Genomic DNA, 22,725 nt, shown 5'->3' with positions numbered 1-22,725 from the left:
GCCCAGCAAAAAAACCGCAGAAATTTCCGACAGCGTTTTAGGGTTGTCTCTCGGAAGATGGCTGCCTAATCTTCGGCGGTCGCTGCAAATTCAGCGACCGGGTTTCGCAGCCCGGTTAAACTCTAGACGCACAGCGTCCACCTCAGATAGCGGGCGCTTTTTTATGCCTGATGTTATGGCGGCTGTGCGCGGGATACCTTCGGGTATGCCGGGTGCCTAGAGTCCCGGTCTGCGAACCTGCGTACAGCTGCCACCCGATTATCGTTTCGCAGCGATGGGTGGTGGCTCCAATACTCTAGGAGCTTTGCCATGATTAAAGACAGTCCGAATCCGCCGCTCGAATCAACCTCGTTTCATAAGTCTGCTCATCGAGCGATTAAACATTATTTGAATCCCCCTCAAAGTCCAGCGCCGAACACCGAAGGCAGTTGGCTCTTTGCCGTTCGTAAAGGGTTGAAAATCGAGACCCTACTTATCAACGTATCGGAAGATCTCACATCGATTCAGGCCCTAGCGAGCCACTTGGCTTTTGAGGTTGACGGAGCGCCACGTAGTGTTGCACTTGGCATCTGTCGAATATTGGAAGGTACTCAATTGTTGATGAACGACGCAGTCATCCAATGCGAGGCATCAGTTAGAGAGTAGAACTCGAAAAGGGACAGTTCTATGGTTTCAAATAGATCTGTCCCGTTTGACTTTTACAAAAAGTTAAGCATCAATCTGAAAGACTGACTGTAATGTGTCTTAAGTCATTACAAGCAACGTAACCTTTTCCGTTACCGGAAACTCTGAGGGTTCCAAAAACCAGAATATAAGAACCCGCAAACTCCTCTAAGTCATCCACATCAAATCGCTCATGCAAACCATCGACAATTGCAGTGTCTGCAACAACACTTAAGTTTTCTCGCCCACCACTATTCAGCCAAAGGCTATTTTCTTGCCCATATCGAGCATCAGATAGCATCCCCCAATAGCCACGATACTCGCCAACATGGTCTCTATTGGCTTCATTAAACCTTACAAAAAAATCCCTCACGCGGAACTGCCCTTCGGGCAGGCCTATTATCTGATCTGAATTTCGAAATTGCTCAGACACCATCAAGTTTCTCAGGAGGGTACTTAGCCGCCTGTGCATTACAGGGCTTCGTCTTCCACTTCCCGGGACAAAACGGCCGCCTCTACCATTTGGATCAATAGGATTGTCAGGGGTTGGGTGAACGATTTCTTGAGCCCCGTAGCCGAAATCAATTTCTATGCGCTCACCAAGATTAATCTGTTCTTCCTGATCATTCCCCGGATTCCCTCGCCTTCTACCTTCTGCAGCCGCAAACTCGCATCCTGGTATGTGAGGTCGTGCACCAAAGCATGCAGCCTGTCCACTTCGAGATTCCTTCCTAAAAAAAGCTGGGGCGCCACATTGAACACAAACCAATAGGCGCCGAAACCCCTCAATTCGAGAATCACCAAGCTGTTCAAAATTATGTGCCGTGTACGTATTCCCATCAGCTATGCATCTTGCAACATCCATATCTATGACTCTCCCATTGACTTACACCGATAATGTCATAGAGCCATTATTCGTCAACCCCATCTAGGTCAAACATACTATTCGCATGCAAAAAAAACGCCCCGAACCAGTCGGGGCGTTTTTTTATTCAGCGTTTACCGATCAAGCCTGATCAGCCAACCGCCACGTCGTCCCACCTTTCCCATCTTCCAACACCACGCCCATGGCGGTGAGTTGGTCGCGGAGTCGGTCGGATTCCGCCCAGTCCTTGTTCGCACGAGCAGTCAGACGCGCCTGGATCAGCGCATCCACTTCAGCCGCGTCCACACGCCCTTCGGCGCCGGCTTGCAGGAAGTCATCGGCTTCCATCTGCAACACGCCCAGCACGCTGGCCAGTTCTTTCAAGCGGGCCGCCAGGCCAGCCGCTGCGTCGAGATCGCTCTCGCGCAGGCGGTTGATCTCGCGCACCATTTCGAATAGCACGGCGCAGGCTTCGGGGGTGCCGAAGTCGTCGTTCATCACCTGGGTGAAACGCTCGACGAACGCTTCACCACCGGCCGGGGCAACCACTGGCAAGCCTTTCAACGCATGGTAGAAACGCTCCAGGGCGCCCTTGGCGTCCTTGAGGTTGTCTTCCGAGTAGTTGATGGCGCTGCGGTAGTGGCTGGACACCAGCAGGTAACGCACAACCTCAGGATGGTACTTTTCCAGCACGTCGCGAATGGTGAAGAAGTTGTTCAAGGACTTGGACATCTTCTCGCCATTGATGCGGATCATGCCGCAGTGCATCCAGGCATTGGCGTAGGTCTTGCCCGTGGCGGCTTCGCTTTGGGCGATTTCGTTTTCGTGGTGCGGGAACTCGAGGTCGCTGCCGCCGCCATGAATATCGAAGGTCTCGCCCAGGCAGCAAGTGGACATCACCGAGCATTCGATGTGCCAGCCCGGACGCCCGGCGCCCCATGGCGACTCCCAGCTCGGCTCGCCGGGCTTGGTGCCTTTCCACAGCACGAAGTCCAGTGGGTCTTGCTTGGCTTCGTCCACTTCGATACGTGCGCCGATGCGCAGGTCTTCGATTTTCTTGCGCGATAGCTTGCCATAGCCCATGAACTTGGCGACGCGGTAGTACACGTCGCCATTGCCCGGGGCGTAGGCGTAACCCTTGTCGATCAGGGTCTGGATCATCGCGTGCATGCCCGGGATGTGGTCCGTGGCGCGCGGCTCCATGTCCGGCTTGAGGATGTTGAGGCGCGCCTCGTCCTCGTGCATGGCGGCGATCATGCGTTCGGTCAGCGCGTCGAACGACTCGCCGTTTTCGTTGGCGCGGTTGATGATCTTGTCGTCGATGTCGGTGATATTGCGCACATACGTCAAGTCATAGCCGCTGAAACGCAACCAGCGGGTCACCAGGTCAAAGGCCACCATGCTGCGGCCGTGGCCGATGTGGCAGTAGTCGTACACGGTCATGCCGCACACGTACATGCGCACCTTGTTGCCATCCAGCGGCTTGAAGACTTCTTTGGTCTTGCTGAGTGTGTTGTAGATCGTTAACACGACGATTCCTTCTCTCTAGGCAAAGCCGGTCAGGCCTGCCTGAATCACTGGCCCCACGAATCACGCAAGGTCACGGTACGGTTGAATACCGGAGCACCGGGTTTCGAGTCCTTGATATCCGCGCAGAAGTAACCTTCGCGCTCGAACTGGAAACGGTCTTCCGGCTGTGCTTCGCCCAACGACGGCTCGGCACGACAACCCGTAAGTACTTGCAGGGAGTCAGGATTGATGTTGTCGAGGAAACTGGCGCTGTCTTCAGCCTTCTCAGGGTTCGGCGAACGGAACAGGCGGTCGTACAGGCGCACTTCGCATTCGATGCTGGCGGCGGCCGGCACCCAGTGGATCACGCCCTTGACCTTGCGGCCTTCCGGGTTCTTGCCCAGGGTTTCCGGGTCGTAGGAGCAACGCAGTTCGACGATGTTGCCATCGGCGTCCTTGATCGCTTCGTCGGCACGGATCACGTAGCTGCCGCGCAAGCGCACTTCGCCAGCCGGTTCCAGGCGCTTGTAGCCTTTTGGCGGCTCTTCCATGAAGTCATCGCGGTCGATGTAGATTTCACGGCTGAACGGCAGCTTGCGCACGCCGAGTTCTTCTTTCTGCGGATGACGCGGCAGTTCGAGGTGGTCGACCTTGTCTTCCGGGTAGTTGGTGATCACGACTTTCAACGGACGCAGCACGCACATGGCGCGCGGGGCGCTGTGGTCGAGGTCGTTGCGGATGCTGAATTCGAGCATGCCGAAGTCCACGACGCCGTCGGAACGGTTGGTGCCGACCATGTCGCAGAAGTTGCGGATCGACGCCGGCGTGTAGCCACGGCGACGGAAGCCCGACAGGGTGGACATGCGCGGGTCGTCCCAGCCATGTACGTGCTTTTCATCGACCAGTTGCTTGAGCTTGCGCTTGCTGGTGATGGTGTAGTTCAGGTTCAGGCGGCTGAACTCGTACTGACGTGGGTGCGCCGGCACCGGCAGGTGCTCCAGGAACCACTCGTACAGCGGGCGATGGCTTTCGAACTCCAGGGTGCAGATGGAGTGGGTGATGCCTTCGATGGCGTCCGACTGACCGTGGGTGAAGTCGTAGTTCGGGTAGATGCACCACTTGTCACCGGTCTGGTGGTGATGGGCATGGCGGATGCGGTACATGATCGGGTCGCGCAGGTTCATGTTCGGCGAGGCCATGTCGATCTTGGCACGCAGTACACGGGCACCGTCGGCGAACTCACCGGCACGCATGCGGGCGAACCAGTCGAGGTTCTCTTCCACCGAACGGTCGCGGAACGGGCTGTTCTTGCCCGGTTCGGTCAGCGTGCCACGGTATTCCTTGGCTTGTTCCGGGCTCAGGTCGTCCACGTAGGCCTTGCCGGCCTTGATCAGCTCGACGGCCCAGTCGTGCAACTGGTCGAAGTATTGCGAGGCATAGCGCACTTCACCGGACCATTCGAAGCCCAGCCACTTCACGTCGCTTTCGATGGCGTCGATGTATTCCTGGTCTTCCTTGGCCGGGTTGGTGTCGTCGAAACGCAGGTGCGTGACGCCACCGAACTCCTGGGCCAGGCCGAAGTTCACACAGATCGACTTGGCGTGACCGATGTGCAGGTAGCCGTTGGGCTCTGGCGGGAAGCGGGTGACGATCTGCGTGTGCTTGCCCGAATCCAGGTCCGCCTGGATGATCGGGCGCAGGAAATTGACCGGGACGGCAGGTCCGGCCTTGGAATTCGAGGTAGGGTCGACAGTGGGCTTGCTCATAGGATCCTTGAACAGACAGGTTCGTGGCCGGGTAAGGCCAGATAAAACAAAGCGCTCATAATAGCCGAAGCCGTCAAGACACTGACAGAGCGTGGTCAAAAACTGCTGCATTAATTGCATGGGCGGTAAAAAACCACCTCGAAATTCCTACAGGTCACGCTAAACTGCGCCCCTTGGCCGCTGCTTTGCCAAAAAGTGTCGCCAAATCGGTAAGGCGCCCCGGCGTCCACACCCACGAATTCCTTGAAAGAGAAACGACCATGACTCAAGTCAAACTGACCACCAACCACGGTGACATCGTCATCGAGCTGAACGCCGAGAAAGCGCCGATCACCGTCGCCAACTTCATCGAGTACGTGAACGCCGGCCACTACGAAAACACCGTATTCCACCGTGTCATCGGCAACTTCATGGTCCAGGGCGGCGGTTTCGAGCCAGGCATGAAAGAAAAGAAAGACAAGCGCCCAAGCATCCAGAACGAAGCGGACAACGGCCTTTCCAACGACAAGTACACCGTCGCCATGGCCCGTACCATGGAGCCGCATTCGGCCTCCGCGCAGTTCTTCATCAACGTGGCCGACAACGCCTTCCTCAACCACAGCGGCAAGAACGTGCAGGGTTGGGGCTACGCGGTATTCGGTAAAGTCACCGAAGGCCAGGACGTCGTTGACAAGATCAAAGGCGTGCAGACCACCGGTAAAGCCGGTCACCAGGACGTTCCGGTAGAAGACGTTATCGTCGAGAAAGCCGAGATCATCTAAGGGTGATCCTGCTTATTTCAGACTTGCATCTGGAAGAGGAGCGCCCGGACATTACCCGGGCGTTTCTGGATCTGCTCCACGGCCGCGCCCGTGGCGCCCAGGCGTTGTACATTCTGGGGGACTTCTTTGAAGCCTGGATTGGCGACGATGGCATGACCCCCTTCCAACGTTCGATTTGCGTGGCCCTGCGCGAACTCAGCGACAGCGGCACCCCGATTTTCATCATGCATGGCAACCGCGATTTCCTCATCGGCAAGGCGTTCTGCAAAGCAGCAGGCGCAACCTTGCTCAAGGACCCGAGTGTCGTGCAGTTGTTTGGCGAGCCCGTGCTATTGATGCACGGCGATAGTCTCTGCACCCGCGACGTCGGCTATATGAAGCTGCGCCGCATCCTGCGCAACCCCATCGTGCTGTTTATCCTGCGCCACCTGCCGTTGCGCACCCGCCACAAACTGGCGCGCAAGCTGCGCAGCGAGAGCCGTGCGCAGACGCGCATGAAGGCCAACGACATTGTCGATGTGACCCCCGAGGAAGTGCCCCGGGTGATGCAGCAGTTTGGCGTGCGCACCCTGGTCCACGGCCACACCCACCGCCCCGCCATTCACAAGTTGCAGATTGGCGAGCAAGCGGCCAAGCGCATTGTGCTGGGGGATTGGGACAAGCAAGGGTGGGCGTTGCAGGTGGATGAGCAGGGGTTTCAGTTGGCGGCGTTTGATTTCGGCAATCCGCAGCTCGCGCTGCCAGGCGCATAACCCCTGCCAACACAGTTCAAATGTGGGAGCGGGCTTGCTCGCGAAGGCGGTGGTTCAGTCAACTTAGGTATCGACTGAACCACCGCCTTCGCGAGCAAGCCCGCTCCCACAGGGGACTTCATTCCACACTCGCGGTTTGTGCATATGACTCGTCAACCAGAAATATCTTTGAAGGCAGCGTGAAGCCGCGCAACTTGAGCAACGCCAACGGCCCGGCATCCAGTTCAGTGCGTAGACGCCAGCTCAGGTCGATACCGTCAGGCGCCTTGAGCACCATGCGAAAGAGGCTGTCGCCATCGTCCAATGGCGTGACGCGGGCTTTTTCCAACAGACGAATCAGACCCCAGGTGCCCTGGTAATCACCAAACAGGCGTTCGCCGGCATGTACACTGGTCCAGCTCAGGCTCACCCCGGGGTAATCGCTATGGCCTGGCCAGCTGAAGCGCTGCCAACGTTCTTTCTGGTTGAAGTAGTGGTGTTTTTCACCATTGAGAACAAAGGTGGTTTGCACCACGTCTCTGACCGCTCTGCCCTGGAGCTCGAAGCTCAACCCCAAGCCACCGTCGGTGTAGAGCACGTCCGCCAAGTTGCTGAGCTGGTTGATGGCTGACAGAAACTGCGGGTTGAAGCGCAGGCCCTGGCTATGCAACGGATCGACCACCCAGCGATTGCCCTCCTTGCGCAACACGCCGCTTAGTTGATGCTGCAAAAACTGCTCGATCCGCCCCGAATCGGCGCGGATCATTTGCCCCAACATCGGCAACGAGGCGTCACTGCCTGTGGCGGCAAACGGGTAGCGGCTGGCAAACGCGCTGTGCCAGGGTGTCACGATGGCGCGTTGCCACTGGCGATTAAGACTCACCGCTGAAGGTTGCAGCACCCGCTGCCAGGCCTGGTCCATTGGACGCACGAACAACGCCTCACCGAACCCGGCCCACTGCGCACCAAGGCTGGCAGCGATCAGCCTGCCGTAGGACTGGGTGTCGGTCAGATCGACGTTTTTACCCTGGAAGACTGTTTGCGCCAGGACCTGGGTCAAGGCCTGTGGGTCCGGGGCGTGGCTGACTTGCTGCAGTTTCAGGCGAGCGCGGGTGACTTGGGTGAGAAAGGCGTGCAGGGTGAGCTTATTGCCGCTGCCGTCGATGCTCATCAGTGAAAGCAGCGGGCCGAAAGTGGCATCCATCGGGCCGCTCGGCTCACGCGTCAATCTGTCGATCACTGGCGTCTCGTCCTGGCCGATCAACTTTTGTGCCGACTGGATCAGCGAGTCCCCCAGTGCCCGGCCACGCTGACCTGCATGCGCGTGGTAGGCCACGGTGTTCATCAATGCAATCAATGGCGACTGGCGCACATCGCTCATCAAAGTCAATTGGTCGATGACATCGGCCATCCGTTCGGTTTGCTGCCAGCGCAGGCTGTTGAGGAAGTCCAGCCACGCGCGGGCATAGTCCTGGAAGTAGCGTTCGGTAAGACGCTCGCGCAGCTTTTCTGGCGTCAGATGGGGGTCAACATCGATGGGCTTGTCGCTGAGCACCCAGTCGATTTCCTCGCGTCGGGCGCTGGCAATATCGTCGATGGCCTGGCGCACATGGCCCTCCCAGGCTTGGCGGGTAAACACCCCCGCTACACTGGCGTCGGTGGAAAACAGTGCCAGTGCATCGGTATCGGCGACCATCTGGTGCAGGCTCAAGTCCGGCGAATGGTTGGCGGCGCCATCGAGCACCTGTTGGTACAGGCTGGCCTCGGCATTGCGTCGACCCAACTGGCCGAGCAAGACCTGCCGGGCCTGAGCGACCCGCTTCCAGTCAGCCGCGATGCGCCACTCGGGATGTGCAGCCAACTGTACGCTGTAGAACTGCCAGAGCGTCGGCGACAGGTTCTGCCAAATGCCGGGGGACAAACCGGCACGCAGCGGCTCAGCCTCGCCCAAGACCTTGGCCAGGAAGACAGAATCGGTTTTCTCCGGGCGAGCCATCATCAGGTACGCCTTGAGTTGATCGTAGGCAACCTGGGCGTGACGGGCGCGGTCCGGGCTGCCCGGTGCCAGGCTGATCAGAGTGTCGAGTTGGCGTCGCAAATTCGCGGCCGCCGGGTCGCGCATCAATCGGTTATTGGCTTCGACATAGCGCGGCCAAAGGGCTTCAAGCAAGGCTTGGTTTTGGTTCAAGCCGAAGCGCTGATACCACGGCGTGCCGTGTTCGGCGCGGTAGTCCAGCCGGGCGAGTGCGCGGGTCAGCTCGTTGAGGGCCTGAAATTGCTGGTCACCTTGTTCCGATTGCTGCAGCGCAGCGAGCGAAACGTGTGCCTGCGCAACCTGCGCGCGGTTACTGGAAAAGGACAGCAACAAGCCAATCCCCCAGGCCAGCATCAGCAGCATCGTCACGGCGTAACCCACGCGAGCGGCGCTCCAGCCCACTCGACGCCGTACGGGCTTGTCCTCCAGCACGCCGTTCCAGGCGGGATCCGTCGGCCAATAATGGCCCGCCTGCTCACGCTGCACCGGCAGGCTGAACCACACACCACGCAGAGGTACTCCGCGGGCGGACTGGCCTAGCAACGGCGCAAGCGCCTGGCGCCAACGGGTAATGCCTTCGGCCTGCAAATCGCGAGACAGCCGGAGCAGAAAATCATGGGTAGTCTGATCATGCATCTGTGCCAGACCTGCGTGACGCAGGGGCTCGATCAAGCCTTGCAAGCACGCTTGCAGGGCGGCGACGGTCAGCTTCGTCGGCAACACACTGCCAACCGGCTCGACCGTGCGCTGGGCCTGCGGCCATTGGCTGGCGCAGACTTGCCACAGGTGCAGTGGGATCTGCCAGCGCAGCTCACGGGACAGTTTGCAAAAATGCCGCACACCCTCACCCATCGCCACATCATCGAGGCTTTGCTCACTGCTCAGCGCCCAGACCACAGCATCCAGCGCACGCCAGCGGCTCAACTCGCACCACGGTGCAAGGGCTGCCTCGTCCAGCCCGGAATTGACACTGCCACCCCATAACAACACCGTGCCTTGCCCTTCCAGCCAGTTCTGTGGCGTCAAGCCAGGGGCGATAGCGCTGATCTGATCCGGTTCGCCAAACACTAAAAACACGCGGACTTTGCTGCGCCAGAAGTACCCGTGCTGCGTGCGAAGAGACTTGCGTAACGCCTCCAGCCACAGGTTTCCTTCAGGCTCGACGGGGCTCGAAAAAGCCCCCCAGGGTTCAGCCACCGTCGCCACCAACCCCATTGCCCAGCCAACCGCAACACGGTCCCAAGCCAATACAATCAGCGGGCAAAACCAGCAAAGCGCGAACCCAATGAACAGGCCCCGTAGCGCCAGATCCTTGAGCGACAGCGCTGGCCAAGCGAAATAGTTGTTGCACAATGCATAGAACAAGCAGCCGAGCGTGACCAGCAACCACACGACCACCAGATAGCCCAACCCCATGCCGACCAAAGAGGCTTTAAGCCCACCTTTAATGATTGCCATGAGGTACCACCACTCCAATGGCCAGTCGCTCCTCGGCATCCTGACTCAACCAGCCGCAGGGCTGAGCTGCCACCGTCGCCTGCAACAGCGCCAGCGACATACCGATGAAAGGCGCCAGGTTCCCCAGCAGGCCCCATTGCGTGCTCAGTTGGTGCTCTGCTGCGCACCAACCTCCCTGCGCAAACGCTACCTGGCTGATCTTATCCAATGCCAAACAGCTGGGTGGAGGCCCATCAAGGCCGGCATAACATTGCACCTGCGCGCACAGTTCAGCGGGCGACTCATTCGACTCGCTCAATAGATACTCACCTCGATGCAACAGCTGCCTGGCTTGCCGATCCACTACCCACAGAAAGCCTGCTTCGCCTGGCAGGTCGCCGTCTCCGGCGCGTTCCAAAGACACTACGCCAGCACACAAGAACCAATCAGCTGCTTCCTGGCAGAGCGGGTAAAAGCCTTCAATCAGCGCGTCGAGGTCAGCCAGATCGCCCAATGGCACGCGGGTTTCGGGCAGCCTCACACCGGCCTTGGCCAACTGTTGCGTGAACGCCGTCTCGCTGCCCGCATCACCCGCCCAGGCAACGCCGCACAGCGCTGGCCAGCGCGCAGATAACTCAGGAAGTGCAAGGGTCAACCGGGCAAGGTGGCGGGCCAGGGCAGGGCCGCGCTCAGTGACATTGCTCAGTGACAATCGACACCGTAGCGCAGGCTGCGTCGCCCCCGGTATCAGCGACGGTTTCGGGACTGACGTGGCGGCCATCAGCCCGCGGTACTGCGCCTGCTCATCGCCCGCCGGCCCGAGCAACAGCACCTGTTGCACCGGCAAACCCAAACCACGCCGCCGCCACCAGCGCTGCAGGTCTTCATCACGGATGCCTCGGTACACATCCGTCTGGAACTGAGCAATCTGCCAAACCAATACACGCAGCGCCAATACCATCGCCCAACTCAATGGCAGCACTGCACTCCATAACCACAGTTCAAGCTGAGGCTGCCCTTTGGGCCATAACGCCAGCAGGACTGCAGCCTGCACGCTACAGAGCATCAGCAACGCCAGCCACCAGCGTCGCCACTGGGGTGCTCGCGGCGCAATGACCTGCGGATACAGCGGTGGCCGAGTCATGGCGACACCCCCATCGATGAGGTCGCAAGGGTGCTCACCAAACGGCAGCCGCACTCACACCGGTGGCCGTGCAACGCCACAGGTTTGCCGTCCATAATGGAACCCGCAGTGCCTTCACTGATTTTGTTCAAGCCATGCTTTTTACAGCGGACTGGGTCGCCCATGCAGGCCACCGGTTTGCCGAAGGCCAGGAAATGGCCTTGCAAAACTTCGCCACCAAAGGGCTGCAAAGGATCACCGACACGCACTAAAGGCAACATCAGGCCAACTCCCCGTCGATCTCAAACAAGCTGCCTGCCGCGCGCAACATGGCAGTGGTGCGTTCCAGGCGCTCGGCCAGGTCCTCCTGGGCGATTTGAGTTTTCAGCTCGGCGGCCACCAAGCCGATATGCGCGGTTGGCTTGAGGATTTGCTCGGCCCCTGGCAAGAACGGCACCACCAAGCCCGTGGCCTTGTCGATGACCTGATAACCGATGGTCGCGCCGCCGATGCCGGCGGCGAGGCCACCCAGGGCATTTTTTCGCTTGATGCCATACACCGTGGCCCCAACCACCATCGCCACACCCAGCATCCGCCCCGCCACCACCACTGGGGAAAGCTCGCGGCTGTTTTCATTGCCGAAATAGGTCATGCGATAGAAAAAGTAACCGGCCCACAGCTCACGGGTTTTCAATGCGTCATGCATAAACCAGGCGCGGGAATCGTGGACTTGATCGTCGAACAGCGCGACCAGCAGGGCCATATTGGTTTGCGTACTGGGTGTACCTCGGTCATCCCGGAACAGCTGTTTGCAACGTCGCTCGCCCGCCGCCTTGAGTGCGGCGTGGTCCTTGGCTTCGTCATCTTCGTTGAGCAGGTAGATCGCGTCGCGCAGCACCACGTCCAGCACGTAACCCTTCAAGCTGGTTTGTTCGCGCTTGCTGCCGGTGTAGTCGGCCTTGAACTCGGCAGCGGCCTGGCTGAGTTGGGTCTGGTCGATCTTCGGTTCGTAGATGGGTGGGCCGGGATAGTTTTTGGCGGCCTCGGGGGCTTGTTGGCGGTCTTTTTTTAGACCACTTTTCAACGTTTCATAGTGTTCGCGTTGTTGGCCCTCATCGTAGGCCGTGGTCTCGTGGGCTTGAGTGAAAAAGGGTTGTTGTTTGTAGCTGTCGTTGGCAAAACGGCCGATGCGCCAGCCGGTGATCCAGCCCAGTTGGTCGGCCAGGGTGTCTTCGACAGTGGTGGTGAGCTGGATGGGTTGGTAGGACCAGGGGGGAGTGGCGGTGGGTGGGTCGGAAGGGATGCCTGGGAGGGTTTGGCGCCAGGCGTTGAAGCGTTCGACTAATTCGCTGCTCAGACCAAATTCACTCTCTGTGCTGGGGTCCATGACACGCCAGGAGTTATGATTGGAGAGCCCTACAGGCAGCGCAGCTTCCGGCACCTGCAAAGGTGCCCCCGCAGCAAAAGCCTCGGCGTACAGGTCATGCAACGCGATCTGTGACACCAATTCATTGGTGCCACCGCGTGCCTTGCCCTGATCATTTTTTGGGTAGCCGCCCCCCACATCGGAATGAACACCGGGGTAGACCACTTCGATGGTGTTGGCTGGGTACTTGCCATCCTCATTGCGTATCGAATCCAGCGGGAAACACGAGCGCTGTTCGAAGCCTGCAACAAAGTGTCGACAGCACTTGACCAGATCCGGGAAGCGTAGGGCGTCGGGCAATAATTGAGTGTTATCAGCCCAATCCATGTGCCCGGCAAAAAACGGCGCGGCATGAGCGATACCGACCGAAGCCACGGTATCCAGCAGGCCGAGAAATTCGACGCTGATGGGCAGGCCAATCAGGCTTTGTTCAGGGCGTTCGGCGCCTTCTGGGGTGTGGAATAGCTGGCTTAGCCAAGTGACAAAAGTACGGGCCTCTGCGGCGCCTCGGGAGAAGCCGTATACGAAGAGTTTGATTCCAAGGACTTTGGGCTGCGCTACCGGCACGCGGGCTTTCAAAGGGGCAAGCAGGTTGGTCATTACGGAGCGGCGATTGCCTGGGCCAAGGGTACTCATCAAGGGCGTAGGCCACGTGCTCATTTTGCTGACTGCTTTCGCACAGTCATCCAATGACAATCGATTCCTGGTCAATGCCCAATGCAACGCATCGGCGATGGAGACCAGCGCCCAGTTGATGCGATCCTCTCCACCGGTGGCGTACTTCAACCCATCCTCGCTGTAATCCAACTCGCCCACTTCCGGAAATGGAGTGCCAACACCGGGCATGTAGTAGGAGTAATAGCCGCTCCCTTTAGCTTCATCATCCTGAATCGACGCATGATAGAGTTTGGCGATATTACTGGGATGGTTCTTCTTGGTGTCATTATCGTCGTTGTTATTGGTTCCATCGAAAAACAGGCTTACGTGTATGCTATGACAACATACAAAGCGCTGACTCCTCCCAGCAGAATCAGGCTGTCGACAAAAGAGGTTCTCTTCAGCATTTTGCCTACGATAGTTAGCACCCACCACTGAGACATCTTTAGGTAAGCGCCCGCCAAGAGGAAAAACAGGCGGCCCAAAAGTTTTATCTTCAAGTTGTTTTTTTACTTTGGACATACGGCTGGCTCCTTTGCATGCCTAGGTTCTTTGACAGGATAATCAGGCTGACCATATATCGAGCACGAGGTCGTCACCTCCACTCGCTTACAAGTCAAGAAATGAACATTCAGACTGCACAATTTTCTTTCCGGCCATTCAGGAACATCGACTGTAACGCGATACTGTTGAAATTTAGCCTTATGACTGGCCCAGGCTTCCTCATCAAATCCAAACCCGATTGTTTTTCTTTTTATTTTCGCAAAGCGATCAGGATCAACCTCCCACTCAACATCCACCTTCATCCCCGGCCGCCATTTAACCGGCAAAATAATGCAACACGAACTCCCACCTCCGCCATGCGCCCTATATCCATTCACCGAAAACCAATTAATCGCAGTACCTTCAACATGATTAATCGCCGCTATATTTCCGGCCACCATTTTATTTTCAGCGAACGTACACCCCAACAACGTAAGCCCCAACAATCCACACAGGCATTTCACCACCGTTCTAGCCTTTCCAATAAAACGCACTACCGATCCCCGCAACGAGAAAAGAAAACTCGCGCCCCCAAAAGAATCAGTCATGAAACGCGTCACTTCGTACATACAACTGGCTCCTTTGCATATCTAGGCTCTCTGATCGGATAATCTGGTCGACCATACATCGCACAAGCAGTAGTAACCGCAACGCGATTGCAAGTTAAAAAATGCACCTTTAGATCACAAGATTTTTTTTCTGGCCACTCAGGAACATCAACGACTGCGCTGTAATGTCGGTAATTGGATTTATGCTTGACCATAAAGGCTTTGAACTCTTCCGTTCCTAACGGAGGCGTAGAAGCATCGCTATTCGGATCAACCTCCCACTCAACCTCCACTTCCAACCCCGGCCGCCACTTAACCGGCATAATAATGCAACACGAACTCCCCCCTCCGCCGTGCGCTCTATAGCCATTCACCGAAAACCAATTAATCGCAGTACCTTCAACATGATTAATCGCTGCTATATTCCCGGCCACCATCTTATTTTCAGAGAACGTACACCCCAATAACAATAAAGCCGTCAGGCCGCACCCCACAAAACCAAAACAAAGCAAGCAGCTCTTCAATCTCATAACCTGCTCCTTACATACTCATTAAAATCACCAAAGTAATTTTCCCGACTGGCCTCCAAGGCGAATGAGTAGAACAAAGAAAAACGCTGCTCCCGGCCTCCAAGTGCTTGATGAAACTCTCCGCTGTTCATTAATTCCTGCGCATCGCTGATACACCCCATCAACTCGAACTGTTCGTCGCTCATTTCCAGAAAAGGTGAAACGTGAACGGCGCTCTTACCACTCGACGCGTGTCCCTTGAGCCACTGCACTTGCTCATCTCGATCAAACCAGCTCCAAAAAAAAGCCAGTTGCCGAAACTCAGCGCGTTGTTCGTCGGTAAAAATCGAAGACATCAATGAGGGAAAGCTGCGCGGGTCGTAGTAACGCAACAGGCCAGCCTTACCACCCCAGCGGATTTGCGAAAGTGATCGCAGCGCGTGACTCAGGGTTTCAAAGGCCAGTGGCGAGATCACCACCAACACGCGTGCGTCGGCTGCGCCGTGAGTCAGCAGTTCCTCCAACCAGGCTTTATGCCGCCAATGGGTCAAGTCCAGGCGCATCAATAGGGGCGCCTGGTCCAGCATGTGTTCCTCGGGGGTTGCCGTGAACAGTGAGAACCAAGGGATCGCTGGCCTTATTTGCTCCAGCGCCCCGGTAAGGTCGGTGTGCCAGGCGGCCTGATCAAACAACAGATCTACGTAGTGCACACCAGCGGTGGCACATACGTGCTCGATCTGGTCTTGCCATGGGATAGGTGCTGCCATTTCACGATCTCCTGATCAACCTTCACGCATCAAAAGGGTGATGGCCTTTGCGCGGGCTCTCTTAAGGCAGTCCTCACACACCGACTGCGGCAACTCCCGCAACGCAAACTCCTGGCCCGCAGGCCCCTCCCACACATGCTGCCCCTTGAGGAGCAACTTGCCGGGGCTGTGGATGTCGATTGCGCCACTCGGGTGGATGCGCAGGTAACCGCCGCCACACCCCAGGGTGATGCCGTTCCTGGCGGTCAGGTGCACTTGCCCCTGCACCGACTGCACGCTGATGTCCTGCTGTGCGATCAAGTTCAGCAAATCACCGTGGGATTCGATTTCCAGCGGTCCCTTGCCCGAGACCAGGCGCATGCCTTGCTGCTGAGCGAGCAGGGAAATACCTCTGTTGGCGTGGGCCGAGAGTTGCTCGGCGGCGGCCAGATGGATGTCGTCGTGGCTTTGCAGGTACAGCGCGTCGCCGCTTTTGAGCAGCAGGCTGGACGGCGTAACCGCGCCAATTCCCTGGGGGGCGCTGAGCAGGATGACGGGCGCTGCCAGGTCTTTTGCGTCGGCCTGCAACTGCTGCAAACCGTTGAGAGACGGTCGAGGGCTTCGGTGGGCCTGGGCGATTGCCTGCCAGTCGGCAATTTGCTGCGCAGCACCCTGAATCAGCTGCGTGGCCGGGTCCATCACCAAGACCGCGCCAGAGGCTTTGCTCTGTTGATCCGCGCTGATCAGCAGGCCCTTCGCGGCCCGCACCGCGCCCCAGCCGTCAGTGCGCAGTTCAAACCCCTCGCCGCGTTTTTTCTTTCCGGCATCCACGATATGACCGAGGTTTAGCTGGCTCTTGCCGCTGTATTCGGTGCTGAGCTTGATGTGTTCCTCACCCCGGGTGTCATCCATGCGCAATTTGTTGTTGGCCGGCGAGCGCAGCACATTGCGTTTGTAGTTGCGCAGGGTGACGTGATCAGGGTGTTCACTGTCGTGCAGGGCGTGGGCGATGTAGGGGCGGTCCGGATCACCTTGCTCGAACGCCACGGCCACTTCGGTGCCCGCAATCAGTGGCAGGTGCAAACCGTGCGTGTCGCCCGCATAAGGCCGCGCAAGGCGTAGCCACAGACTTTCTTCGCCGCGCTTCCAAGTGTCGCGATCAAACAGGAAATTGACCTTGTAGCGCCCCTCCAGATCGATGTGCGCGTAAGGGTCGTTCACCCCCGGGTTGGACACACGGGCCGGGACAGTACCGGCGATGCTTGGCTTGGGTAGCAACGGTGGTCGGAAACACACGGTCTCCGAATAGGGGATGGCGCCAAAGCTGACCTCGAGGCTGCGATCACGGGCAGCCCGGGCATTCAGCTCGATGATCACCACCCTCGGCATAAACGCCTGGGGCGCACCGTCGGTAATGGTCAGGACTTGGCCTGGCGCGAGCGTTGCGCTGGTGCTGAGCCCGCTGAGCCGGGTCTGGTTATTGAGGTAGCGTTCATGGCGCAGGCGCGCGTAGCTGTAGCCGCTTTCGGTGGGCAGGTCCTCGTCAGTGTCCAGCCTGTTCCCGAGCACGCTGTAGGGTTCGGCGTAGTGGTAAGCCTCGCCATAAGTGGTGGTGGCACCACGGGTCTGGTCGATGTCGCCGTCGAGCCAGGCATTGGCATCCCGGTATTGATAGGCGCGAACGTTGACGTGTTGCTCTACAACCTGATGGTGGGTTTGCAGTTTCCACACGCAGTCCTGATCGCTGCTCAGCCCGGAGGGCGGACGATAGGGCAACTCGACGTCGAACTGGTAGTAACGCTGGTGATCGTGAAACTCCACGACATCAAAATTCAATCGCTCATCGTGAACAAAGCGATACCAGATGCCAACGTCGGCCAGCAGCCGCGAAATGAAGGCCAGGTCACTTTCGTCGTACTGCATGACCTGCTCGCGCCTGGGATAGTCGCGCAGTAGTTGGAAGTAAAAATCCTGCCCCTCATAACCGTGACGATTACGCAGGATATGTTCGACGATCTGCGGTACAGATTGCTGCTGGTAAATGCGAAATTGCTTGCCCTGCGCCAACAGCGCCAAGCGCGGTTCCAGGGTGATTTCGTAGCGGCCTTCATCATTGGAGCCAGACAGGCGCTTGAAGCCGGTGACAACCCCGGCCAGGGTGCGAAGTGGTTGGTTTTCTGGTGGTGGCTGCCAAACCAGCACAGGCTTGGGCGGCACGTGAAACAGACTGAACGTCGCGGGCTTGCCCAATATTTGGTCGGCGGCGAGGTCACGCTCGGTGCACGTGAATTCGATCTGGTACTTGAAAGGATGACTCAGCCGCTCTTCGCCGTGAAAGGCCAGCACGTCGAGCAAGGGGTCGACACCGTAGACCCTGAGTTTGTGGCGGCTGTGATCAAAGAAAGTACTCGGCAATACGCTGATAGCCATACCTTGTCATCCCTGGACGGTGCGAAAGTCCAGAGAGTAAAGATTTGCTATCGGTGAATAATGTCGGAAAGGTCCTCTTTAAAAGCAGGGTACTTCCCAACCTATAGCGTCAGTTGCTGATGTGAACACCGATCCAACTGTGGGAGCGGGCTTGCTCGCGAAGGCGGTGTGTCAGTCAACTTATGTATCGACTGAACCACCGCCTTCGCGAGCAAGCCCGCTCCCACAGGGGATTGTATTCCACACTCCCGGAATCAGTGGCCGCTTGCCGCAGGCCCCGCCTTCGCCGTAAACGGCGGCTTCGCCAACCACACCAGCAACATCAACCCCATGAACATCCACCCCAGCAACGTGAAGTAATCCACGGTGGACATCATGTACGCCTGGCTGGTGAGAATCTGGTCCAGCTGCGTATAGGCCTTCTGCCCTGCCCCACCCAACGCGTCCAGTGCATTGCGCGTGGCCGAGTCGTAGGTGGTCATGTTTTCGCTCATGTACGCATGGTGCTGGTCCGCCCGGCGAATCCAGATCCAGGTGGTCAGCGATGCCGCAAAGCTGCCGCCCAGGGTGCGCAGGAAGGTCGCCAGGCCAGCGCCGTCGGCGATCTGGTGCGGTGGCAAATCGGACATCAGGATGGTCAAGGTCGGCATAAAGAACAGCGCCACGCCGATACCCATGAACAGTTGCACCAGGGCGATGTGCTGGAAGTCCACCTGATTGGTGAAGCCCGCGCGCATAAAGCAGCTCAAGCCAATCGCCAGGAATGCCAGGCCCGCCAGCAAGCGCAGGTCGAACTTGTGCGCGTACTTGCCCACGAACGGCGACATCAACACCGGCAGGATGCCAATCGGCGCCACCGCCAGGCCGGCCCAGGTCGCGGTGTAGCCCATCTGGGTTTGCAGCCATTGCGGCAGGATCAGGTTGATCCCAAAGAAGCCCGCGTAACCCAGGATCAACACGATGGTGCCGATGCGGAAGTTGCGGTAGGCAAACAGCCGCAGGTTGACCACCGGGTGCTTGTCGGTGAGTTCCCAGATGATGAACACCGCCAGGGCAATCACCGAAATCGCCGCACCGATGATAATGAAGTTGGATTCGAACCAGTCCAGGTCATTGCCTTTGTCGAGGATGATCTGCAAAGCGCCGACGCCGACGATCAAGCTCAGCAGGCCGACGTAATCCATTGGCTGGTGGCTGGTGACCACCGGGCGTTTCTTCAGCTGCGAACGCACCACCATCACCGCAAAGATGCCGATGGGCACGTTGATAAAGAAGATCCACGGCCAGCTGTAGCTGTCGGTGATCCAACCGCCAAGGATCGGCCCGGCAATCGGCGCCACCACCGTGACCATCGCCAACAGCGCCAGGGCCATGCCGCGCCTCGCCGGCGGGTAGACCGCGATCAGCAGCGTCTGGGTCATCGGGTACAACGGCCCGGCGACCAAGCCTTGCAACACCCGGAAGCCGATCAGCTCCGGCATCGACGTGGAAATGCCACAGAGGAACGAGGCCAGCACAAACAGGATGGTCGCCCACAGGAACAGCTTCACCTCGCCAAACCGGCGGCTGAGCCAACCGGTGAGCGGCAAGGCGATGGCGTTGCTCACCGCAAACGAGGTGATGACCCAGGTGCCCTGCTCCGAACTCACGCCGAGGTTGCCGGAAATCGTCGGCAACGCCACGTTGGCGATGGTGGTGTCGAGCACCTGCATAAAGGTCGCCAGCGACAGGCCAATAGTGGCCATCAACAGGCTGGGTGGCGTGAAGGAGGCGTTATTGCTCATCAGCGTTGCACAGCCTTGGGTGCGGCGAGGCTGTTGTCATGGATCAACTGGGTGATCATGGCGTCGGCTTCGGCGAGTTGGCGGTCATACACGTTGGTGCTGAACGAGGCTTTTTGCGGCGCCTGTTGCGCCAGCACCGGGCCGCTCTGGTCGTGCAGGTCCACATTGACCACGGTGGACAAGCCCACCCGCAGCGGATGTTTGGCCAGCTCCTCGGCATTGATGTGGATGCGCACCGGCACCCGCTGCACGATCTTGATCCAGTTACCGGTGGCGTTCTGCGCCGGCAGCAGGGCAAACGCACTGCCGGTGCCCGCGCCAAGGCTGTCGATGGTGCCGCTGAACTTCACGTCGCTGCCGTAGATATCCGACTCGATGTCCACCGGCTGGCCGATGCGCATGTCGCGCAGTTGGGTTTCCTTGAAGTTCGCGTCGATCCACAGCTGGTTCAGCGGAATCACCGCCATCAACGCCGTGCCTGGCTGTACACGCTGGCCCAGTTGCACGGTGCGCTTGGCCACATAGCCAGTCACCGGTGCAATCAAGGTGCTGCGCGCATCCGTGAGATACGCCTGACGCAGTTGGGCGGCGGCGGCCTGCACGTCCGGGTGGGACGAAATCACCGTGTCATCCACCAGCGCGCTGCTGGTCTTGAACTGTTGCTGCACGTTGGCCAGGGCGTTTTGCGCCGAGGTCAGGTCATCGCGAGCGTGGGACAGCTCTTCCTGGGAAATCGCCCCGCCAGCGGCGAGGTTCTTACGCCGGGTGTAGTTGTCCTGGGCCTTTTGCACGTTGGCTTGCTGCGCCAGCACCTGGGCCTTCATGCCATCGACGTTGCTGTACAAGCCACGTACCTGGCGCACGGTGCGGGCCAGGTTGGCCTGGGCACTTTGCAGGCCAACGGCAGCGTCGTTCGGGTCGAAGTTGACCAGCACCTGGCCTTCGTGGACCAGATCGCCATCGTCGGCGCCGATGCTGACCACGGTGCCGGTGACCAGCGGGGTGATTTCCACCACGTTGCCGTTCACGTAGGCGTCGTCGGTGCTTTCGCTGAAGCGCCCGTAAAGCTCGTGCCAGGCCCATACGCCGGCAACGCTGAGGATGACGATCAGCGCCAGGCCAATCAGCATGACCTTGCGTTTGCGTGGGTTGTTGTCTTGCGCTGTTGCGGTGTTGCTGTCGGCAGTGGCCATGACGATTACCTCAAATTATTCCGTACGCGTTGCTGGGGTGGCCGCTGCCACGTTTGCGGCGTTGAACCCGCCACCCAGGGCCTGCATCAATTGAATCGACAGATCGATCTGCGCCGCGTTGAGCGTGGCCAACTGGCGCTGGGCCTGCAGCAATTGCTGCTCGATGCTCAGCACATCCAGGTAGTTGCCGACGCCGGAGCTGTAGCGCTGCACGCCGGTGTCGTAGGACTGCTGGGCGATGTCGGCGGCGTGTTGCTGGGCCTGGATCTGCCGGCCGGTGTCGCGCAGTTGAGTGATGGTGTTGCCAATGTCACCCAAGGCTTGCACCAGGGTTTTGTTGTACTGGGCCACGGCCAGGTCGTAGTCGGCGTCGCGGGCATCGAGGTCGGCGCGCAGGCGGCCGCCGTCGAAGATCGGCAGCGAGATCGTCGGCGCAATGCTGAAGAAACGGCTGGCCGAACCAAACATCGCATCCCCCAGCAACGACTCGGCCCCAGCGCTCGCGCTCAGGTTGAGGTTGGGGTAGAAGCGGGTCTTGCTCGCGGCGATGTTCTTGCTCGCCGCCTCGACACGCCAACGCGCCGCGATCAGGTCGGGACGACGGCCGAGCAATTCGGCGGGCAGTACCGATGGCACGGCGACGGCGCCGGGTTTAAGCACGTTGGGCCGGCTCAACTCGCCGCCACGGTCCGGGCCTTTGCCGAGCAACACCGCCAGGGCGATCTTGGCGCTGGCCAGTTGTTTCTCCGCGTCGATCAATTGCGACTGCGAGCTGGCTTCCAGGCTTTCGGTCTGCTGGTACTGGTACTGGCTGTCGATGCCCGAATTCAAGCGACGCTTACCGAGGTCGAGCATCTGCCGGGTGCGCTTGAGGTCGTCATTGGCCAGGTCACGCACGATATGCGCCTGGCCCAGATCGCTGTAGGCCTTGGCCACGTTGGCGGCCAGGGTCAGGCGCGCGGCCTGCTGGTCGACTTCGGCGGCGCGGGCCTGGCCCAGCGCGGCTTCCCAGGCGGCGCGCTGGCCACCCCACAGGTCGAAGTTGTAATTGAAGCTGGCGCCGATATTTCGCACGGTGGCGTAGGCATCGCCCTGCCCCAGCGGGTCTTTATCCTTGGCCAGGCGCGAGCGGCTGACACCAGCGCTGGCGTCCAGGGTCGGCATGCGCGCGGCATCGGCGGCAAACGCCGCGGCTTCGGCCTGGTGGGCACGGGCGCTGGCGACTTGCATGTCGGGACTGTTTTGCAGGGCCTCGACGATCAGGCCGTCGAGTTGTGGGTCACCGAGGCTTTTCCACCAGTCGGCGCTCGGCCAGGCGGCGGGCGACAGCGTCACACCGCTCAGGGATTTACCGGTTTGCAGGCTGTTGGCGTCGAGGCGCTGGCCCTGGGTGTCGAGGCCGCTGAAGTTGGCGCAACCGGCCATGCTCATGGCCACCAGCACCAGGCAAAGGGCACGTGTGTTCATTCTTTACCTACCCGCAGCAGGGTGATGGAGTCACCTGCGGCTATCAGAATTTTCTTGAGGATGCGTTCCAGGTCTGCCAGTTCGCCGGGCTCCAGAGAGCCGGCCAACTGGTTCAGGGCTTCGGTGCCAACGTGGGGCAAGGTGTCCGCAAGCTTCTGGCCCTCGGCCGTCAGCACCAGCTGCACTTGGCGGCGGTCCTGGGCCGAACGTTGGCGTTCGAGCAGGCCCTTTTGCTCCAGGCGGTCGAGCATGCGGGTCATCGAGCCGCTGTCCAGCGACAGGTGGCGGCACAGCTCGGCCGGGGTGTCGATGCCGTAGAGCGCCATGATCACCAACACCTTGAACTGCGCGGCAGTGATGCCGTACGGCTCCATATGGGTGTCGATAATCCGGTCTTTGAGCAGTGCGGCGCGGCCCAGCAACAGGCCGAGGTGGCAGTTGTGGAAGTTGTCGGGGGTGAAGTGTTTCATTGGGAAGTCACCTTATTACTGCCTAAGCAGTGAATGTGTGACGAGATGTTACTGCTTAGGCA

18 protein-coding genes are annotated in these 22,725 nt (G+C 59.1%); 3 read left to right on the top strand and 15 right to left on the bottom strand.

What is annotated here, in order from left to right; all coding sequences use genetic code 11:
- Window positions 1-309: 309 nt before the first annotated feature.
- Window positions 310-645 (top strand): hypothetical protein, encoded by a 336-nt coding sequence (locus DBR46_RS26940; RefSeq protein ID WP_124528978.1) that lies wholly within the window; start codon window positions 310-312, stop codon window positions 643-645.
- 70 nt (window positions 646-715) lie between these two features.
- On the opposite strand, the gene DBR46_RS26935 is transcribed toward DBR46_RS26940, so the two are convergent.
- From DBR46_RS26935 to DBR46_RS26925, 3 genes are all read right to left on the bottom strand, one after another.
- Entirely contained in the window at window positions 716-1,528 is an 813-nt protein-coding gene (locus DBR46_RS26935; protein WP_124528976.1) for a hypothetical protein, read from the bottom strand.
- Between the two features lie 141 nt (window positions 1,529-1,669).
- A complete protein-coding gene (gene cysS / locus DBR46_RS26930) occupies window positions 1,670-3,058 on the bottom strand; it encodes a cysteine--tRNA ligase (RefSeq protein ID WP_124528974.1) in 1,389 nt (462 codons plus the stop codon).
- 44 nt (window positions 3,059-3,102) lie between these two features.
- Window positions 3,103-4,803, bottom strand: coding sequence for a glutamine--tRNA ligase/YqeY domain fusion protein (locus DBR46_RS26925; protein ID WP_124528972.1), 1,701 nt, complete (start codon window positions 4,801-4,803; stop codon window positions 3,103-3,105).
- A gap of 260 nt (window positions 4,804-5,063) precedes the next feature.
- Here DBR46_RS26925 and DBR46_RS26920 point away from each other — a divergent pair, with 260 nt between their 5' ends.
- Both DBR46_RS26920 and lpxH read left to right on the top strand, forming a co-directional pair.
- Window positions 5,064-5,564 (top strand): peptidylprolyl isomerase, encoded by a 501-nt coding sequence (locus DBR46_RS26920; protein WP_017734190.1) that lies wholly within the window; start codon window positions 5,064-5,066, stop codon window positions 5,562-5,564.
- 2 nt (window positions 5,565-5,566) lie between these two features.
- Window positions 5,567-6,316, top strand: a complete 750-nt coding sequence (lpxH, locus tag DBR46_RS26915) for a UDP-2,3-diacylglucosamine diphosphatase (protein ID WP_124528970.1) — start codon at window positions 5,567-5,569, stop codon at window positions 6,314-6,316.
- A gap of 118 nt (window positions 6,317-6,434) precedes the next feature.
- On the opposite strand, the gene DBR46_RS26910 is transcribed toward lpxH, so the two are convergent.
- The 12 genes from DBR46_RS26910 to DBR46_RS26850 all read right to left on the bottom strand — a co-directional run bounded on the left by DBR46_RS26910 (window position 6,435) and on the right by DBR46_RS26850 (window position 22,663).
- Complete coding sequence (locus DBR46_RS26910; protein ID WP_256659401.1) at window positions 6,435-9,788, bottom strand: ImcF-related family protein; 3,354 nt, start codon at window positions 9,786-9,788, stop codon at window positions 6,435-6,437.
- The gene (locus DBR46_RS26905) at window positions 9,775-10,767 is read right to left on the bottom strand and encodes a hypothetical protein (RefSeq protein WP_124529020.1); all 993 of its coding nucleotides are present in this window, start codon (window positions 10,765-10,767) and stop codon (window positions 9,775-9,777) included. The genes DBR46_RS26910 and DBR46_RS26905 overlap by 14 nt, the downstream gene beginning before the upstream one ends.
- Before the next feature lie 140 nt (window positions 10,768-10,907).
- Window positions 10,908-11,171: a PAAR domain-containing protein gene (locus tag DBR46_RS26900; RefSeq protein WP_124528968.1), complete on the bottom strand. Its 264-nt coding sequence runs from the start codon at window positions 11,169-11,171 to the stop codon at window positions 10,908-10,910.
- On the bottom strand, window positions 11,171-13,495 hold the full coding sequence (locus DBR46_RS26895; RefSeq protein WP_124528966.1) for a DUF2235 domain-containing protein: 2,325 nt from the start codon (window positions 13,493-13,495) through the stop codon (window positions 11,171-11,173). The genes DBR46_RS26900 and DBR46_RS26895 overlap by 1 nt, the downstream gene beginning before the upstream one ends.
- Window positions 13,483-14,010 carry a DUF3304 domain-containing protein gene (locus tag DBR46_RS26890; protein WP_256659403.1) on the bottom strand — a complete coding sequence of 176 codons (528 nt, stop codon included), beginning with the start codon at window positions 14,008-14,010 and terminating at the stop codon, window positions 13,483-13,485. The genes DBR46_RS26895 and DBR46_RS26890 overlap by 13 nt, the downstream gene beginning before the upstream one ends.
- 62 nt (window positions 14,011-14,072) lie before the next feature.
- Window positions 14,073-14,594 (bottom strand): DUF3304 domain-containing protein, encoded by a 522-nt coding sequence (locus DBR46_RS26885; protein ID WP_124528964.1) that lies wholly within the window; start codon window positions 14,592-14,594, stop codon window positions 14,073-14,075.
- On the bottom strand, window positions 14,591-15,340 hold the full coding sequence (locus tag DBR46_RS26880; protein WP_124528961.1) for a DUF4123 domain-containing protein: 750 nt from the start codon (window positions 15,338-15,340) through the stop codon (window positions 14,591-14,593). The genes DBR46_RS26885 and DBR46_RS26880 overlap by 4 nt, the downstream gene beginning before the upstream one ends.
- 15 nt (window positions 15,341-15,355) lie before the next feature.
- On the bottom strand, window positions 15,356-17,749 hold the full coding sequence (locus DBR46_RS26875; protein ID WP_124528959.1) for a type VI secretion system Vgr family protein: 2,394 nt from the start codon (window positions 17,747-17,749) through the stop codon (window positions 15,356-15,358).
- A gap of 254 nt (window positions 17,750-18,003) precedes the next feature.
- Window positions 18,004-19,533, bottom strand: coding sequence for a DHA2 family efflux MFS transporter permease subunit (locus DBR46_RS26865; RefSeq protein WP_124528957.1), 1,530 nt, complete (start codon window positions 19,531-19,533; stop codon window positions 18,004-18,006).
- The gene (locus DBR46_RS26860; RefSeq protein ID WP_124528955.1) at window positions 19,533-20,726 is read right to left on the bottom strand and encodes an efflux RND transporter periplasmic adaptor subunit; all 1,194 of its coding nucleotides are present in this window, start codon (window positions 20,724-20,726) and stop codon (window positions 19,533-19,535) included. Before DBR46_RS26860 ends, DBR46_RS26865 begins: the two co-directional genes overlap by 1 nt.
- Before the next feature lie 15 nt (window positions 20,727-20,741).
- Window positions 20,742-22,193, bottom strand: a complete 1,452-nt coding sequence (locus DBR46_RS26855) for an efflux transporter outer membrane subunit (RefSeq protein WP_124528953.1) — start codon at window positions 22,191-22,193, stop codon at window positions 20,742-20,744.
- Window positions 22,190-22,663 (bottom strand): MarR family winged helix-turn-helix transcriptional regulator, encoded by a 474-nt coding sequence (locus DBR46_RS26850; RefSeq protein ID WP_017734195.1) that lies wholly within the window; start codon window positions 22,661-22,663, stop codon window positions 22,190-22,192. The genes DBR46_RS26855 and DBR46_RS26850 overlap by 4 nt, the downstream gene beginning before the upstream one ends.
- Between the last annotated feature and the right edge of the window lie 62 nt (window positions 22,664-22,725).

Origin of the sequence: Pseudomonas sp. KBW05 (assembly GCF_003852405.1) — a bacterium.
In the GTDB taxonomy this organism is placed as follows: Bacteria; Pseudomonadota; Gammaproteobacteria; order Pseudomonadales; family Pseudomonadaceae; genus Aquipseudomonas.
Note: the sequence above shows the minus strand (reverse complement) of the source record. Positions and strands in the feature narration are given on the sequence as shown.